The organism is Streptomyces xanthophaeus, from assembly GCF_030440515.1.
Classification (GTDB): Bacteria; Actinomycetota; Actinomycetes; order Streptomycetales; family Streptomycetaceae; genus Streptomyces; species Streptomyces kutzneri.
The window spans coordinates 1,351,214-1,366,717 of the sequence record NZ_CP076543.1 but is presented as its reverse complement, the minus strand read 5'-3'; the positions used below and the strand labels follow the sequence as shown (position 1 = coordinate 1,366,717).

General features: G+C 73.0%; 15 protein-coding genes, 1 tRNA gene and 1 riboswitch. Of the genes, 13 read left to right on the top strand and 3 right to left on the bottom strand.

Annotation, left to right across the window (positions count from 1 at the left end; all coding sequences use genetic code 11):
- Positions 1–4 precede the first annotated feature (4 nt).
- A complete protein-coding gene (locus tag KO717_RS05870; protein ID WP_301364795.1) occupies positions 5–796 on the bottom strand; it encodes a tyrosine-protein phosphatase in 792 nt (263 codons plus the stop codon).
- Between the two features lie 315 nt (positions 797–1,111).
- A riboswitch (cyclic di-AMP (ydaO/yuaA leader) is annotated at positions 1,112–1,287 on the top strand.
- Between the two features lie 2 nt (positions 1,288–1,289).
- Between KO717_RS05870 and KO717_RS05865 the strand changes: the two genes are divergently transcribed.
- The 10 genes from KO717_RS05865 to KO717_RS05820 all read left to right on the top strand — a co-directional run bounded on the left by KO717_RS05865 (position 1,290) and on the right by KO717_RS05820 (position 9,504).
- Positions 1,290–2,261, top strand: a complete 972-nt coding sequence (locus KO717_RS05865; RefSeq protein ID WP_301364794.1) for a M23 family metallopeptidase — start codon at positions 1,290–1,292, stop codon at positions 2,259–2,261.
- A gap of 163 nt (positions 2,262–2,424) precedes the next feature.
- On the top strand, positions 2,425–3,210 hold the full coding sequence (locus KO717_RS05860; RefSeq protein WP_301364793.1) for an SGNH/GDSL hydrolase family protein: 786 nt from the start codon (positions 2,425–2,427) through the stop codon (positions 3,208–3,210).
- Between the two features lie 98 nt (positions 3,211–3,308).
- Complete coding sequence (locus KO717_RS05855; protein ID WP_301364792.1) at positions 3,309–4,550, top strand: MBL fold metallo-hydrolase; 1,242 nt, start codon at positions 3,309–3,311, stop codon at positions 4,548–4,550.
- Between the two features lie 372 nt (positions 4,551–4,922).
- Positions 4,923–6,827 (top strand): ATP-binding protein, encoded by a 1,905-nt coding sequence (locus tag KO717_RS05850; RefSeq protein ID WP_301364791.1) that lies wholly within the window; start codon positions 4,923–4,925, stop codon positions 6,825–6,827.
- A gap of 38 nt (positions 6,828–6,865) precedes the next feature.
- Complete coding sequence (locus tag KO717_RS05845; RefSeq protein ID WP_301374381.1) at positions 6,866–7,300, top strand: roadblock/LC7 domain-containing protein; 435 nt, start codon at positions 6,866–6,868, stop codon at positions 7,298–7,300.
- On the top strand, positions 7,297–7,710 hold the full coding sequence (locus KO717_RS05840) for a DUF742 domain-containing protein (RefSeq protein WP_301364790.1): 414 nt from the start codon (positions 7,297–7,299) through the stop codon (positions 7,708–7,710). The genes KO717_RS05845 and KO717_RS05840 overlap by 4 nt, the downstream gene beginning before the upstream one ends.
- Entirely contained in the window at positions 7,688–8,326 is a 639-nt protein-coding gene (locus KO717_RS05835) for a GTP-binding protein (RefSeq protein WP_301364789.1), read from the top strand. The genes KO717_RS05840 and KO717_RS05835 overlap by 23 nt, the downstream gene beginning before the upstream one ends.
- On the top strand, positions 8,323–8,868 hold the full coding sequence (locus tag KO717_RS05830) for a GAF domain-containing protein (protein WP_301364788.1): 546 nt from the start codon (positions 8,323–8,325) through the stop codon (positions 8,866–8,868). The genes KO717_RS05835 and KO717_RS05830 overlap by 4 nt, the downstream gene beginning before the upstream one ends.
- A gap of 82 nt (positions 8,869–8,950) precedes the next feature.
- Complete coding sequence (locus tag KO717_RS05825; protein ID WP_301364787.1) at positions 8,951–9,313, top strand: MmcQ/YjbR family DNA-binding protein; 363 nt, start codon at positions 8,951–8,953, stop codon at positions 9,311–9,313.
- 117 nt (positions 9,314–9,430) lie between these two features.
- Positions 9,431–9,504: transfer RNA gene (locus tag KO717_RS05820), tRNA-Pro, on the top strand.
- Positions 9,505–9,606: 102 nt separating this feature from the next.
- On the opposite strand, the gene KO717_RS05815 is transcribed toward KO717_RS05820, so the two are convergent.
- Both KO717_RS05815 and KO717_RS05810 read right to left on the bottom strand, forming a co-directional pair.
- Positions 9,607–10,053 (bottom strand): DUF7144 family membrane protein, encoded by a 447-nt coding sequence (locus tag KO717_RS05815; RefSeq protein WP_301364786.1) that lies wholly within the window; start codon positions 10,051–10,053, stop codon positions 9,607–9,609.
- A gap of 154 nt (positions 10,054–10,207) precedes the next feature.
- Positions 10,208–11,002, bottom strand: a complete 795-nt coding sequence (locus KO717_RS05810; RefSeq protein WP_301364785.1) for an IclR family transcriptional regulator — start codon at positions 11,000–11,002, stop codon at positions 10,208–10,210.
- A gap of 396 nt (positions 11,003–11,398) precedes the next feature.
- Here KO717_RS05810 and KO717_RS05805 point away from each other — a divergent pair, with 396 nt between their 5' ends.
- The 3 genes from KO717_RS05805 (at position 11,399) to KO717_RS05795 (ending at position 15,399) form a co-directional block, all read left to right on the top strand.
- Positions 11,399–12,814 carry a phenylacetate--CoA ligase family protein gene (locus KO717_RS05805; protein WP_301364784.1) on the top strand — a complete coding sequence of 472 codons (1,416 nt, stop codon included), beginning with the start codon at positions 11,399–11,401 and terminating at the stop codon, positions 12,812–12,814.
- The gene (locus KO717_RS05800; RefSeq protein ID WP_301364783.1) at positions 12,811–13,734 is read left to right on the top strand and encodes a hypothetical protein; all 924 of its coding nucleotides are present in this window, start codon (positions 12,811–12,813) and stop codon (positions 13,732–13,734) included. Before KO717_RS05805 ends, KO717_RS05800 begins: the two co-directional genes overlap by 4 nt.
- A 66-nt stretch (positions 13,735–13,800) precedes the next feature.
- Positions 13,801–15,399 carry a phospholipase D family protein gene (locus tag KO717_RS05795; RefSeq protein WP_301364782.1) on the top strand — a complete coding sequence of 533 codons (1,599 nt, stop codon included), beginning with the start codon at positions 13,801–13,803 and terminating at the stop codon, positions 15,397–15,399.
- The last annotated feature ends 105 nt before the right edge of the window (positions 15,400–15,504 follow it).

Genomic DNA, 15,504 nt, shown 5'->3' with positions numbered 1-15,504 from the left:
CCGGTCAGGCGAGGAGCCGGTCCCGCAGCCGGTCGAGGGTCTCGGGCGTCAGCCCGAGGCCCTCCGCCAGGTAGCGGTCCACCCCGCCCCAGATCTCGTCGATGGTGTCGAAGGCGGCCACCAGGTACTCGGCGCGGGCGTCGAAGAGCGGCGCGAGCAGATCCATCACCTCGGGGGAGCGGGCGCCCTCCGACTCGTCGGTGCGGCGCACGCGGTAGCGGCGGTGCGGGGCGTTCGACTCCAGGTAGTCCGCCACGATCGCCTCGCGCTCGACGCCCAGCGCGAGCAGGGTGACGGCGATCGACAGGCCGGCCCGGTCCTTGCCTGCCGCGCAGTGCATCAGCGCGGGGACGCTGTCCTCGGCGAGGGCGTGCACGACCCGGCTGTGCTCGGCGGTGCGCTGCCGGATGATCCCGCGGTACGAGTTCGACATCCGGGCCGCGGCCTTGCCGTCGCCCAGGAGCTCACGCAGCTGGACGAGGTCGCCGTCGCGGACCAGTCGCCAGAACTCCCGTCCGTCGGCCGGGTCGGAGAGCGGGATGTTGACGTTCCGCACGCCCGGCAGCTCGACGTCCGGCCCCTCCAGCGCGTGGTCGGCGCCGTTGCGGAAGTCGAAGATGGTGTGGAGGCCGAGCGAGGCGAGGAATTCTGCGTCGCTTTCGGTGGCATGCGCGAGATGTCCGCTTCGGAACAGTCGTCCCGTCCTGACCGTTCGGCCGCCAGAAGTCGGCAATCCGCCCACATCGCGGAAATTGCGCACTCCGGACAGCTCCGGCTCCTGTATCTGCTGGGTCAAAGCAACTCCTCCGCCACGTCGTGGGCCCTCTGTCCGAATTACACTACTTGGCGCCAACTTGCCATATCCGGAGGCGAGATCGGGCACGTCCCCGTGAGCCAGATCATACGGTGACCGTGAGTGCCTGATCGTTAAAGGTGAATGGCCCCGTCGGAGCGGCTGTTGGCGGTGCCGAATGGACGGAGTGTGACGGTAATTCCGTCGCTCCCTCATGCCTGTTATTCCGTCAGGGAATTCACGGCTTGTTCCCCGTGGCCGCAAGGGATTACCTTCGCGATCGATCCGGGTGGACCGCCAAATCCTGCCGCCTCCCGGAAACCGCATCCGACCTATTCGCGCGGCAGGAGCGGGGGAACCAGGTAAGCCGCCGGCCCGGAGATCATTTCTCCCGGACGGCTCGGGGTGAAGTCGTTCATGGCTCGTACATGTACGGCCGGACATCTCCAGTCCGAACCCGACAGCTCACCTCGCAGGCGCCGGAGAGGAATTCGTCATGCCTGCAAAGAGTAAGCACCGCCGTCCCAAGTCCCTTTCCCTTTCCCGCGGTTTCGCCGTCGCCGGAACCGGTGGCGCGGCCCTCGCACTGCCGCTGATCGGTGCCGCCGGCGCCCACGCGGCCGGCGCCCCGGCCGCCGCCACCACGGTGACCCCCGCGGTGGCGTCGCAGGCCCCCGCCGCTCTGCAGGCGGCCCCCGTCGCCGCCGTGCAGGCCGCGCCGACCGTCTACACCGTCGTGCCGGGCGACTACCTCTCCAAGATCGCCGCCGAGCGCCACCTGTCCGGCGGCTGGGAGCAGCTGTACGCCGACAACCGCGAGGCCGTCGGCGGCAACCCGTCGCTGATCCACCCGGGCCTGAAGCTGCACCTCGGCGGTCCCGCCGAGGCGGCTCCGGCCGAGGCGGAGGCCGAGGCCGCCCCGGCCCCCGAGGTCGACGCGAAGCCGGCCGCGCAGGCCGCGCCGAAGCCGGTCCGCAAGCAGGCCGGGCAGGCCGCCCCGGCGCAGCGCGAAGCCGCCGCCGAGTCCCAGGCCGAGGCCCCCGCCGCCGCGCCGCAGTCGGCCGCCGGCTTCGTGGCCCCGGTCAGCGGCGGCATCTCCACCCAGTACAAGGTCGCTGGCAGCATGTGGTCCTCCGGCTACCACACCGGCGTCGACTTCATCGCCTCCATGGGCACCACCGTCAAGGCCGTCGGCGCGGGCACCGTGGTCTCCGCCGGCTGGAGCGGCTCGTACGGCAACGAGATCGTCATCCGGCACGCGGACGGCAAGTACTCCCAGTACGCCCACCTGTCCCAGCTCTCCGTCTCCTCCGGCCAGAGCGTCACCGCCGGGCAGGCCATCGGCCTCTCCGGCTCCACCGGCAACTCGACCGGTCCCCACCTCCACTTCGAGATCCGTACGACCCCGTCCTACGGCTCGGACATGGACCCGATCGCCTACCTCCGCTCCAAGGGCGCGAGCCTCTGACGGCACCCGCCGCCGGAGCACCGACACGCGTGAGGCCGGGACCCGAGGGGGGTCCCGGCCTCACGTGTACTTATTCCTTATCCCTCGCGTGGTATAGATCACGGTCCGTCAACCCCTCATTACGTTGGCGTAGGTTGGTTACGGGAGTGAAGTATGGGTTCTCGTGGCAGCGACGACGACGAAACTCAAGACCATCGGCTCGTACGCGGCGATCGGGGACAGCTTCACCGAGGGTGTGGGGGACCCGGGACCCGGGGATTCTTTTCTCGGCTGGGCGGACCGGCTCGCCGTGCTCCTGGCCGATCAGCGCGAAGAGCATGACTTCCGGTATGCGAATCTGGCGGTGCGGGGGAAGCTCCTCGACCAGATCGTGGCCGACCAGCTTCCGAGAGCCAAGGCCCTTGCACCGGACCTGGTGACCTTCTGTGCGGGCGGCAACGACATCATCCGGCCCGGCACCGACCCGGACGACGTGGCGGAGCGCTTCGAGGCGGCCGTGGCCGACCTCACCGGGTCCGTGGGCCAGGTCATGATCACCACAGGCTTCGACACGCGGGGCGTACCGGTGCTCAAGCACCTCCGCGGCAAGGTGGCGACGTACAGCGCGCACGTCCGCGCCATCGCCGACCGCTACGACTGCCCGGTGCTCGACCTCTGGTCGCTGAAGTCCGTACAGGACCGCCGGGCCTGGGACACGGACCGGCTGCACCTCTCGCCCGAAGGACACACGCGGGTCGCGCTGCGCGCCGCACAGGTGCTCGGACTGGACGTGCCGGCCGACCCCGACCAGCCGTGGCCCCCGCAGCGGCCGCGCGGCTCGGTGGACGTGACCCGGGACAACATCCAGTGGGCGCGCGAGCACCTCGTGCCGTGGATCGGCCGGCGGCTGCGGGGGGAGTCCTCCGGGGACCACGTGGAGGCGAAGCGGCCGGACCTGCTGCCGCTGTAGTGGGCGCGGGAGCCGGAAGCGGAATCCTTCGGGGCCGGTGTGCGTTGGGATGGTCGTAGAGCGACGACCATCCTGACCCCATCCTCCCTGGAGGCGCTTTGACCGGCTCCCGTCCCCTGCGTCCGCGGCTGCGTGCCCTGCGGCCCGAAGCCTTCGGCGCGGACCCGTCCGGTGCCCGCCTGGAGCGGATCCAGCGCTCGCCGAACTTCGCCGACGGCGTCTTCCAGAACCCGCTCGGGGCCCGGAACAGGCCCTCGGGGTCGATGGCCGAGTTCGCCAAGATCTACTTCCACCGGGAGCAGCGGGTGCGGCGCAGCCCCGCCGCGCCGATCCCGGTCCACCCGACGACCCTCGCGGACCTGGCGAAGCCGCCCGCCAGCGGCCTGCGGCTGACCTGGATGGGGCACTCCAGCGTGCTCGCGGAGATCGACGGGCGCCGCGTGCTGTTCGACCCGGTGTGGGGCGAGCGCTGCTCCCCCTTCCCCTTCGCCGGTCCCAAGCGGCTGCACCCGGTACCGGTCCCGCTGGCCTCGCTGGGCACGGTCGACGTCGTGGTCATCTCGCACGACCACTACGACCACCTCGACCTGCCGACGATCAAGGCACTGGCCGGTACGGACACCGTCTTCGCCGTCCCGCTGGGCGTCGGCGCGCACCTGGAACGCTGGGGCGTACCGGCCGACCGGCTGCGCGAGCTGGACTGGAACGAGAGCACCAAGATCGCCGGTCTCTCGCTCACGGCCACCCCCGCCCGCCACTTCTGCGGCCGCGGCCTGCGCAACCAGCAGCACACCCTGTGGGCGTCCTGGGTCGTCGCGGGCGACGAGCACCGGATCTACCACAGCGGGGACACCGGCTACTTCCCGGGCTTCGAGGAGATCGGCGCCGAGCACGGGCCCTTCGACGCCACCATGATCCAGATCGGCGCCTACTCGGAGTACTGGCCCGACATCCACATGACGCCCGAGGAGGGCATGCGCGCCCACCTCGACCTGCAGGGCGGCATTCCTCACGGGACGATGCTGCCGATCCACTGGGGCACCTTCAACCTGGCCCTGCACCCGTGGGACGAGCCGGGCGAAGGCACGCTGGCCGCGTCGAAGAACGCGGACGCGGCCATCGCCCTCCCCATCCCGGGACAGCCCTTCGAGCCCGGCTCGGCGGACGCACCCACCGCACCGTGGTGGCGGCCGTTCGTCGGCGGAAGGGCGGCGGGCGGCCCTGTCGACGGCCGCACGTCCACGGCGCCGCTCGGGGCGGGCGGAGCGGCGGCGACAGCTGCCCGGGTGGCGTCGGCGGCCGTCGACGGCCGGGAGAAGCCGGAGTCCGTCGGCTCGTAGCGCACGGCACCGGGGCAGGAACGGGCGGCCCGGCACATCCGGGGCCTGGATCGTGACGCCGATGGAGACGAGGGGCGCCTCGGTCGCCGACAGCGGGAGTCGGTTCCCGTCCGACCCGTACGGAGCTCCGCGCGGCCCGTGGTGGCGCCGGCGGCCGCCCGGCCGCCGTGGGGCGCCGCCGGGGCGGTCCGCAGGGCCCGGCCGGCGCATTCGGGCTGCTGTACGAGCGCTCCACCGGGAGCGGGAAGCACCCGGGCGAAGTTCGCCAACTGGCGCTCCGAGGTGCTGCGATGGGGTCTAGCGTGGGTATTCGGTGATCAACACCGGGCCCCGGGAACGCTGGGGGCCGGGCCCCACGTACCGAGGACGCAGATGTCCGGACTCCGCGCCGCCCGCCATGCCCCGTCGAGACACGCCGTCACGGGTCCCGGCCGGCAGATACGCCCTCTGCTGGTGCGCGCCGCCGTACTGCCCACACTAGCCGCGGGGCTCAGCGGCGCGGCCGCGGTGATCTTCACCCTCCAGCTCGGCGGGGGAGCCGGCGACCGCGACGCCCGGCTGTGGCCGGTGCTCACCGGCTGCGCCCTCCTCGTGGTCGGCGCCCTCGCCGCGGCCCTGCTCGGCGCCCAGCGCGCCGCCAAGGCCGTACGGGACCGGTGCGAGGCACTGCGCCGCTCCAGTGTGCGCGGCCGGGGCGAGCTGCGCACGGCCGCGGACCGGCTGGAACGGGGCGAGACCCCGCCCCGCCCGGTGCGCGGAGGGCCGAGCTCGCCGCTGACCGGCGGGGATCCGGCCGGGGTGGACGAGTTCTGGCTGCTCTCCCAGGAGCTGCGGGGCGCCCGCGAAGAGGCGCACACGACCCTCCTGCGGCTGGCCGGACCGGCCGCCCCGACCGACAGCGAGCGCAAGGTCGAGGTCTTCGTCAACCTCGCGCGCCGGCTCCAGTCCCTCGTGCACCGCGAGATCTCGCTGCTGGACGATCTGGAGGACACGGTCGAGGACCCGGACCTGCTCAAGGAGCTCTTCCACGTCGACCACCTCGCCACCCGCATCCGCCGGCACGCCGAGAACCTCGCCGTGCTGGGCGGCGCCGCGTCCCGCCGCCAGTGGACCAGGCCCATCGACCTGAGCGAGGTTCTCCGCTCCTCGGTCGCGGAGGTCGAGCAGTACACCCGGGTCAAGGTCGTGCCCCCGGCCGGCGGCAGCGTCCGCGGGCACGCCGTCGCGGACGTGGTGCACCTGCTGGCCGAACTCGTCGAGAACGCCACGGTCTTCTCCGCCCCCGACACCGATGTGGTGCTGCGCGCCGAGCGGGTCACCGCCGGGATCGCGGTCGAGGTGGAGGACCGGGGACTCGGCATGCCGGCCGAGGAGCAGCACCGGATGAACGCCCTGCTCGGCGACCCCGACCAGATCAGCGTCCGGCACCTGCTAGCGGACGGCCGGATCGGCCTGTTCGTGGTGTCGGCGCTGGCCCGTCGGCACGGGATCGCCGTCGAGCTCAAGTCCAACATCTACGGCGGAGTGCTCGCCGTGCTGGTGCTGCCGCAGGAGCTGCTGGGCGCGGAGCCGCCCACCGCGGCCGACGCGGCGGGCGGCTCGCGGGCCACCTCGTGGGGGACCGGTCACGGGACGGCGATGCCGCCGCTGGAGCCCGCACGGATGCCCCTGCCGACGCCCCTGCCGCAGGCCTGGCAGGCCTCCGGCGGCCCGGGGGCCGCGGCCCCGCCCGACCCCGAGCCGCATCCCGCACCGGCTCCCCCCACCGCTCCCGGACCCGCCTCCCCGTCCCACGCCCCGTCCGTCCCCGTGCCCGTGGCGGGCACCGGCACCCGGCCGGGTCCGGGCGCGGCGACCCCGTCGGAACCCGCGCCCCAGCCCGTGCCCCGGCCCCGGACGGAGCCCCGGCCCCAGCCCCGGCCCGCGTCCCTGCCCTCGCCCCGGTCCGGGGCGACGGACGGGCCCGGTGCCGTGGCCTGGTCGGCGCCCGTGGCCGATCCCCGGGTCGGGCCCGCGCCGGGTACGCCGACCGGTGCGGTGGCCTGGTCGGCTCCCGCGCCCGAACCGGCGGCGGCCGATCCCGTACCCGCCGCGCCCGCCGCGGGCGACCGGCCACGGCTGCCCCGGCGCCGCGCCCAGGAGCACCTCGCGCCCCAGCTGCGCGAGGCCCCCGCCCCCCGGCGGGCCGCGGACCCCGAGCAGCCGGTGCACGACCCGGGCCTGATGGCCGCCTTCCAACGGGGCTTCGGCCTGGCCCAGTCGGAGAACCAGGCATGACCCCGACCCCTCACCCCCTCAGCAAGGAGCGCACCCCCATGGGCGGCGAAGTGGCGACGAAGACCAGCGGCCGGCTTTCCGACCTCGACTGGCTGCTCAGCGGCCTGGTGCAGCGCGTCCCGTACACGCGAAGCGCCGTGATCCTCACCGCCGACGGGCTCGTGACCTGCGTGCACGGGCTGGACGCCGACAGCGCCGACCATCTGGCCGCCCTCGCCTCCGGGCTGTACTCCCTGGGCCGCAGCGCGGGCTCCCGCTTCGCGGACGGCGCCGAGGTGCGTCAGGTCGTGGTCGAACTCGACAGCGCGCTCGTCTTTGTCTCGGCGGCCGGATCCGGAACCTGCCTGGCCGTCCTCGCCGACCGGGAGGCCGACGCCGGGGTGCTCGGCTACGAGATGGCGATGCTGGTCAAGAGCGTACGTCCGTACCTCGCGGCCCCGCCGCGGCGGCCCGTCGCCGACGTGGAGCGATGAGGGCCCGCGGGACGGGGGCGTACACGAAGGGGCGGGACACACCGTGGCTCGACGACTCGGCGGGCCGCGTGATGCGCCCGTACACCGCCAGCGGGGGACGGACCAGGCCGGGCTTCACGCTCGACCTGCTCTCGCTGGTGAGCGCGACCGGGGTGCGGCCGCACGTCCCGCTCGGGACGGAGCACACGCTCGCACTGCGGATGTGCGCGGGCGCCACCACCGTCACCGTCGCCGAGGTGGCCGGGCAGCTGCGGCTGCCCGCCGTCGTGGTGAAGGTGCTGCTGTCCGATCTGATGGAACACGGGGCCGTCTGTGCGCAGGCGCCGCGGTTCCCGGGCGGCGGCTCGTTCGCCGCCGACGACCGGTCCCTGCTCCTGGCGGTGCTCGATGGCCTGCGTAAACGACTGTGACGCCCCCGCGCCCGCCCCGGCCCCGGCCGCCGGAGCCCCGCCCGCGACCTTGAAGATCCTGGTCGCGGGCGGGTTCGGGGCGGGCAAGACCACCTTCGTGGGCGCGGTCAGCGAGATCGAACCGCTGAGTACGGAGGAACTGCTCAGCGGACTCGGCGAGGGCTCCGACCCGCTGCACGGCGTCGAGGAGAAGACCACGACGACCGTCGCGCTCGACTTCGGCCGGATCACCCTGGACGAGCGCCACGTGCTCTACCTCTTCGGCACCCCGGGTCAGCACCGCTTCTGGTTCCTCTGGGAGGAGCTGTGCGCGGGCGCGCTCGGGGCGGTGGTGCTCGCCGACACCCGCCGCCTGGCCGACTGCTTCCCCGCCGTGGATTTCTTCGAGCGGCGCGGGATCGCCTTCATCGTCGCCGTCAACGAGTTCGACGGCGGTCACCGCTACGGGCCCGACGAGGTCCGCGAGGCGGTGGGGATCGGGCCCGAGGTGCCCGTCGTACGGTGCGACGCGCGCCTCGCGAGCTCCGGTACGGGGGCGCTGGCCGCCCTCGTCCGCCACCTGCTCTGCACGTCCACAGCCAGCTCTTCGTCTTCGGAGTCGGGGGAACCGCCATGACGTACTACGAATCGACCGGACACCTGCTGCTCACGCCGGTGGACCGGGAGGCACCCGCACGCGCCGTCCGGCTGCGCGAGCTGGGCCTGGGGGAGCGTACGGACGCCGAACTGGACGCCTTCGCGCGGCGCGTCGCCGACGTGCTCGGCGCACCCTACGCCGGGGTCAACTTCATCGGCGAGGAACGGCAGTTCTTCGCCGGGCTGCACCACGCCGCCGAGGCCCCGGCGAGCGGATACCCGGCGCGGGTGCTGGCCCGCGACCACGGCTACTGCCCGCACGTGGTGGTGCGGCGGCGGGCGCTGGTGCTGGAGGACGTACGGGACTTCGCGCGCTTCGCGGGCAACCTGGTGGTGGACGAGAGCGGGGTGCGGTCGTACGTGGGCGCTCCGCTGACGGACCGGCGCGGCATCGTCCTGGGCACGGTGTGCGCGGTGGACGTGGTGCCCCGGCGATGGGGGACGGAGGGACTCGCCACCGTGAAGGCGCTCGCGGCGGAACTGGTGGCGCTGGTGCACGAGCGGGAGGACCGGCGGGGGTGAGCGGCACTGCCGGCGGCGGGGGCAGGACACCGCCTAAGGTCGTCGGACGGGGTTCACCGGTGGCTGGAGAGGAGTCTCGGGGATGGCCACGACCGCGCAGGACGTCCGCCTGATCGCGCTGTCGCTTCCGGACAGCAGTGAGAAGCCCGCCTGGGGCATGCCGACCTTCCGGGTCGGCGGGAAGATCTTCGTCTCGCTCGCCGACGACGACACCTCGATCGGGGTGAAGTGTCCCAAGGAGGACCGGGCCGAGCTGATCGCTGCGGAGCCCGGGAAGTTCTTCCTGCGGGCGGGCCACGACGACAACTACGCCTGGATCCGGGTCCGGCTCGCGGCCGTGCGCGACACGGCCGAGCTGCGCTCGATCCTGACCGATTCCTGGCTCCAGGCGGCGCCCGAGCGCCTGATCGCCGCGCATCCGGAGCTGACCGTGGACACGGGCTGAAGGCGGCGACACGGCCGCGCGGACCCGGAGACGGAAAAGGTGCGCGCAACCACCCCGCGAAGTGCGGTATCGTTCTCCTGCGCGTTCAACCAGGGGAAAGCCCAGGTCAGCGCGCATCGGGACGTGGCGCAGCTTGGTAGCGCACTTGACTGGGGGTCAAGGGGTCGCAGGTTCAAATCCTGTCGTCCCGACTCGTGAGAGTCGTAGATCGAAGGGCCGCTTCGGAGCAATCCGAAGCGGCCCTTCGATCGTTTTCCGGCTTGCCCGGGGTGTTCTGGCCGGACACCCCCAGGTCAGGCGGTCATGCCCACGTCGGCCTCCCGTTGCATGCCCGCGCACAGTGCCCAGACCACGAACAGGTTGACGGCGATCAGGATCACGGCCCACCACGGGTAGTACGGCAGCCACAGGAAATTGGCGATCGCGCCGAGACCGGCGATGGCCACGCCGAAGAAGCGCGCCCACAGGGCTCCGGTGAAGACGGCGCAGCCGGCGAGGACGAGGGCGATGCCCAGGATCAGGTGGACCCAGCCCCAGCCCGTCACGCTCCACTCGAACACGTAGTGCCGCGTCACGACGATCAGGTCGTCCCTCGCGAGGGACGCGATCCCTTCGAAGATCGCCATCGCGCCCGCGAAGACCATCAGAGCGCCTGCCGTGATGGTCGTACCCGATGTGGGCGCAGTCCAGGCGCTGGGCTGCGATTGACTGGTCCGGGCCCTGCCGGCGTCACTGGCCATGTCGGTCTCCTCGGTGGCAGAGCCGATCCGGCGCGCCGGAGTCGGCGTTCCCCCGATTCAGCGTGGCACGATCACCCTCCGTCGGCACTCCGACCGCAGGAGGGGGCCGTTCCGGAGGAATCCGGAACGGCCCTCCTCGTCGCCGGGGCGCCTGCTAGCGCGGACCCGCCAGGGCGGGGTGCGCGGCCCGGGGGCCCGGAGGCAGGGCGGGCCACTCGCGGTGCGGCCGGGCCCCGGCGGCAGGCCGGCGGGACAGGTTCGCGCTGATCATCGCCGCCGCCCGGGCCACGGACCCGCCCAGTGAGGTGATCTGCCCGGCGTCCGGGCTGCTCGCCGCCACGGCGGCGAGCACCTGCCCGGACGCGGAGAGCACCGGCGCCGACACGCACGAGAGCGAGGGCACGCACTCCCCGTACCGGAAGGCGAGCCCTCGCTCCCTGGCCTGGGCGACCTCACGGGCCCAGGAGGCCGCCGTCCGCCCCTCGGGCGGCTCCGCCACCGGTGCGGAAGCCGCCAGGATCAGCTCGGCCGCGCTCCCGGGCGGCAGCACGACGCCCGGTCTCAGCGCGAAGACGTCGTCCGCCTCGCCGCGCAGACCCGCGACGACGATCGTCTGCCCCGCCTCCGCGACCGACAGGCTGAGGGTCAGCCGGCCGTTCGCCGAGGCGAGCTCACGCAGCGGCCGGGCCGATGCCGCGCGCAGCGCCCGCGCCGGGTGCCATGCCTGTCCCAGGCGGAAGGCCCTCGCCCCGAGCCGGTAGCGGCCGGAGCGGCTCTGCACCGCGCCCAGGGCCACCAGCTGGCCCAGCAGCCGGTGGGCGGTGGCCTTCGGCAGCTCCGCGTCCGTCGCCAGGCGGGTCAGCCCGACTTCCTCGCCCTCGGCGAGCACCTCCATCAACGCGAACGCACCTTCCAGTACGCCCCGCCCCTCTGCGCCGGATCTGGCCATGGGCGGTCCCCCTTTCACGCCTGGCCCCGTCGGTCGGACGGAAACCAGAACTCCCCGTTCGCACCGGCTCGTCGGAGGTATCGGTGGTGCCTTCCCCCGTTCACCGGTCCGTTGAATGGACCAGATCATTGCCCGCGCGATCCGATCGCGCCATTGTGCTCTCGTCCAAGTGACGGAACGTTACGGCGACTTCGGAGGAGCCTGACGGACCGTCCGCCCGGAACGAACAAGGAGGATCCGATGAGCGCGATCAAGACGAGCGCCAAGCAGTTCAAGTACGTCATGGGCGCCATGACGGCGGTCTTCTTCGCCACCTGTTCCGCCAGCTGACGAAGAAGTGAGGGGTGGGAGCGGCGCGTCGCTCCCACCCCTCCGCCACGCCCCAGGGAGGCATGAGTGCTGGAGACCGGTGTCCGCCAGGTACGGGTGGCCATGGCGATGGTGTTCGGCCGGCGGCTGAACGTACGGGCCGTCGAGCGACTGGTCGCCGACGCCCTCCTCACACTGGAGGAGTTCGGCTCGCTCGGCGACGACGTCGACGAACTGGCCGACGGACCGTTCGCCGATCCCGCGGAGCGCAGGGACCTGCAGGACCGCGCGCTCCGGAGGACCGTACGCAGGCTCGCCAAGAGCTCGCCCTTCTACCGGGAGCGGCTCGCCGGCCTCGACCTCGACGGCGTGAGCGCCGCGACGCTCACCGCGATCCCGGTGACCCGCAAGGCCGACCTCGTCGAACGCCCCGCCGACTTCCTGTGCGGAACCCCCTACCTGGCGACCCAGACGACCGGTACCACCGGCCGCCCCGTGCAGATCTGGCTCTCCCGCTACGAGATGGAACTGTGGCCCGCGCTGATCGCGCTGTCCCTGGTGCTGCGCGGCGATCTCGGGCCCGGCGACCGGATGCAGATCAACCTCAGCTCCAGGGCGACGGCCGCCGTGCAGGAGGACGTCGAGGTGTGCCGGCTCGCAAACGCCTCGTGCCACGTCGTGGGGCAGATCCCGCCGGACGAGTCCGTCGGGCACCTGCTGACCGAGGTCGGTGGTACCCGGCCCACCATCCTCACCGGCAATCCCAGCTACCTCGGGCAGATGGTCACCGCCGCCCGGCAACGCGGCTGCGGACCCGGCGACTTCGCGCTGCGCGCGATCTACGCCGGCGGGGAGATGCTGTCGCGGGCCCTGTCGGACGCCCTGCGCGAGACCTTCGGCGCCCCGACCGTCGGCGACGCCTTCGGTATGACCGAACTGCTGCCGGTCGGCGGCCGCACCTGCAGCGAGCGGCACCTCCACATCGACCCCAACATGGGCTACACCGAGGTGCTCGACCTGGTGACCGGTGAGCCCGCCGGCCCCGGCCGGCTCGGCGAACTGACGGTCACCCCCTACTTCCCCTACCGGGAGTGCATGCCCGTCCTGCGCTACAACACCGGTGACGTGGTCCGCACCCTGGACGGCGAACCGGACTGCGAGCTGGCGGCCGTGCCCGCCGTCTCCCACATCCTCGGCAAGGCGGGCACACTGCACCGCACCGTCGACGGCATCGTGACCCCGCGCGACATCCTGGAGGCGCTGGACGGCACCCCCGGCCTGCCGTTCCCGCTGCGCCACCGGGCCGAGGTCGGGGCCGACGGCCGGCTCCACGTGGAGGTCGCCTCCAAGGAGGTCACCGAGGCGGAGGTGACCGAGCGGCTGCGGGCCCAGGGCGTCGACGCCCGCGTCACGGTCCTGCCGGTGGACGCGGAGGAGGCCGCGCGCCTCTTCCCCCTCCGCTGCGACCTGTCGGAGCACACCTTCACCCGGAGCCACGCATGAGCGTCTTCTTCCAGCTCGCGGTCACCATCGCCCTGGCGGTCGGGGTGTGCGCCGGTGCGATCGCCTACTTCCGTGCCGTACGCACCCCGAGGCCGCCCGTCGGCGTCTTCAACGGCAGCGACATCTTCATGATGATGGGCTTCGTCCTGGCGCTGCCGTACATCTACCTGACGCTGCCCGGAGCGGTCCTCCCGGTGGTGCTCGCCCTCGTCTTCGCGGGCGGACTGTCCGTCGGCTACCAGCCCGTGATCGGGAACGGCCGGCTTCGCTGGGCGCTGATCGCCGTCCTGATCGCGAGCGTCCTCGTCTCGCACCTGGCCTTCGGCGAGACCGCGCCGCCGTACTGGGTGGCGAACAGCATCGTCGTCGCACTGATCGTCGTCTCCGCCACGAACCTCAACGTGCAGGGTGGCATGCGGCTGAAGAACGTCGCGTGGTTCCTGCTCGCGCTCACCGCCTACGACGCCTTCTTCGCCTGGGTCGTACCGCTCACCCAGCAGCTGTCCGACGCCATCCAGGGGTATCCGTACGCCCCCGCCGCGGGTCTGCGCATCGGCGAGGACCTGGGGGCGGTGGTCGGCATGGGCGACCTGCTGGCGTACGCCCTGTTCACCACCACCGCCTACAAGGCGTACGGGAAGCCGGGGCTGCGGACCGGGATCGCGCTGGTCACCCTCTTCGGCGCGGTGGCCCCGGTCGCCACGCTGCACGTCCTCGCCGCGGCCACCGGCCACGCGCCGGCCCTCGTCCCGGCCCAGGTGTTCTTCGGCCCTGCCGCCTTCCTCGGCTACCGCCACCTGCGCCGGAGCGGCCCTGAGCGGCGGATGGCCGACGTGGTCCTCCGCGGGCCCGGCCGCGCCCGCGAAGCCGCCGCCCGGCCGGGCGCGGCCGGCGGAGCCGCGGCCGAACCCGTGCGCTGAGCGGGTCCCGGCCCGGGGGCCTAGCCTGGGACTGCGGTACTCCAGAGCGATCGGAGGGCCGGAGTCATGACGCGCGCCGACTGGCTTCTCGAACCCGGTGAACGGGGCAACCCGGCGACACGCCTGGACCGGCGCCGGCCCGACGGCACCGCCTGGTCCACCGGCAACCACGTACGGCCCCTGGTCCACGGAGCCGTTTACTTCGCGGAGCTCCTGGCCGCCGTTCGCGCGATGGGCCCCGGCGACCTGCTCCTGTTCACCGACTGGCGCGGCGACCCCGAGGAGCGGCTCGCCGGACCCGGCACCGAGATCGGCTCCGTCCTGTGCCGGGCGGCCGAGCGCGGCGTCATCGTCAAGGGCCTGCTGTGGCGGTCCCACCTGGACGGTCTTCACTTCAGCCAAGAGGAGAACCTCCACCTCGGCAAGGAGCTCGCGCGGGCCGGCGGTGAGTGCCTGCTCGACATGCGCGTGCGGCCCGGCGGCTCCCACCACCAGAAACTGGTCGTGCTGCGCCACCCCGGCCGTCCGGAGCTCGACGTGGCCTACGTCGGCGGGATCGACCTCTGTCGCAACCGCAACGACGACGCTTCGCACCGCGGTGACCGTCAGTCGCTGCCCCTCGCCGCCGCCTACGGGCCGCACCCGCCGTGGCACGACGTCCAGCTCGCCCTGCGCGGGCCGGTGGTGGGCGATGTCGAGGCCGTCTTCCGCGAGCGCTGGGAGGATCCGGCCCCGCTCAGCCGGAGCCCGCTCACCCGCCTGCGGGAGCTGATGCACCGCGAGGACGTCAGCGCGGATCCGCTGCCACCGCAGACACCCGATCCGGCATCCTGCGGCACGCACACCGTCCAACTGCTGCGGACCTATCCGAACCGGCTGCTGCGCGGCTACCCCTTCGCCCCCGACGGGGAGCGCAGTATCGCGCGGGGGTACACCAAGGCCGTGCGGCGGGCCCGGGCGCTGATCTACCTGGAGGACCAGTACCTGTGGTCGCCCCGGGTGGTGGACCGCTTCGCCCGGGCGCTGCGCGATCACCCGCGGCTGCGGCTGATCGCGGTCGTCCCCAGCATCCCGGAGGAGGACGGCCCGCTCACCCTGCCGATGAACCTGATCGGGCGGATCACGGCCCTGGAGGAGCTGCGACGGGCCGGCGGAGACCGGGTCGCGGTGTACGGCCTGGAGAACCGGGCGGGAACGCCGGTCTACGTCCACGCCAAGGTGTGCGTGATCGACGACGTGTGGGCCTCGGTCGGCTCCGACAACATCAACCTCCGTTCGTGGACGCACGATTCCGAGCTGGGCTGCGCCGTGTACGACGAGCGGCCGGACCCGCGGCCGCCGGCCGATCCGGGAAGGCTGGGGGACGGCGCGCGAGCCTTCGCCCGGGAGCTGCGCCTGGAGCTCATGGGCGAGCACACCGAGGCCGGGGCGGCGGACGAGCTGTGCGACCCGGTGTCCGCCTTCGATGCCTTCGCCGCGAGCGCGGCAGCCCTGGACGCCTGGTATGCGGGCGGCCGCCCCGGTCCGCGGCCGCCCGGACGGCTGCGCCGCTACGAGTCCCCGGACCTGCCCGCGACCCGGCGGGTGCTCGCGACCCCCCTGCACCACCTGCTCGTCGACCCCGACGGCCGCCCGCTCGGCATGAGGCTCCGCCACAGGTTCTGAGACACGTTCCGGCGGCAAACCATTGAAAAAACGTACAAATTCATGTCACATAGTGCCCGTTCCCGACACGGTGGGTACCGCTTAAGTGGCCAAAACGGCGGCGGG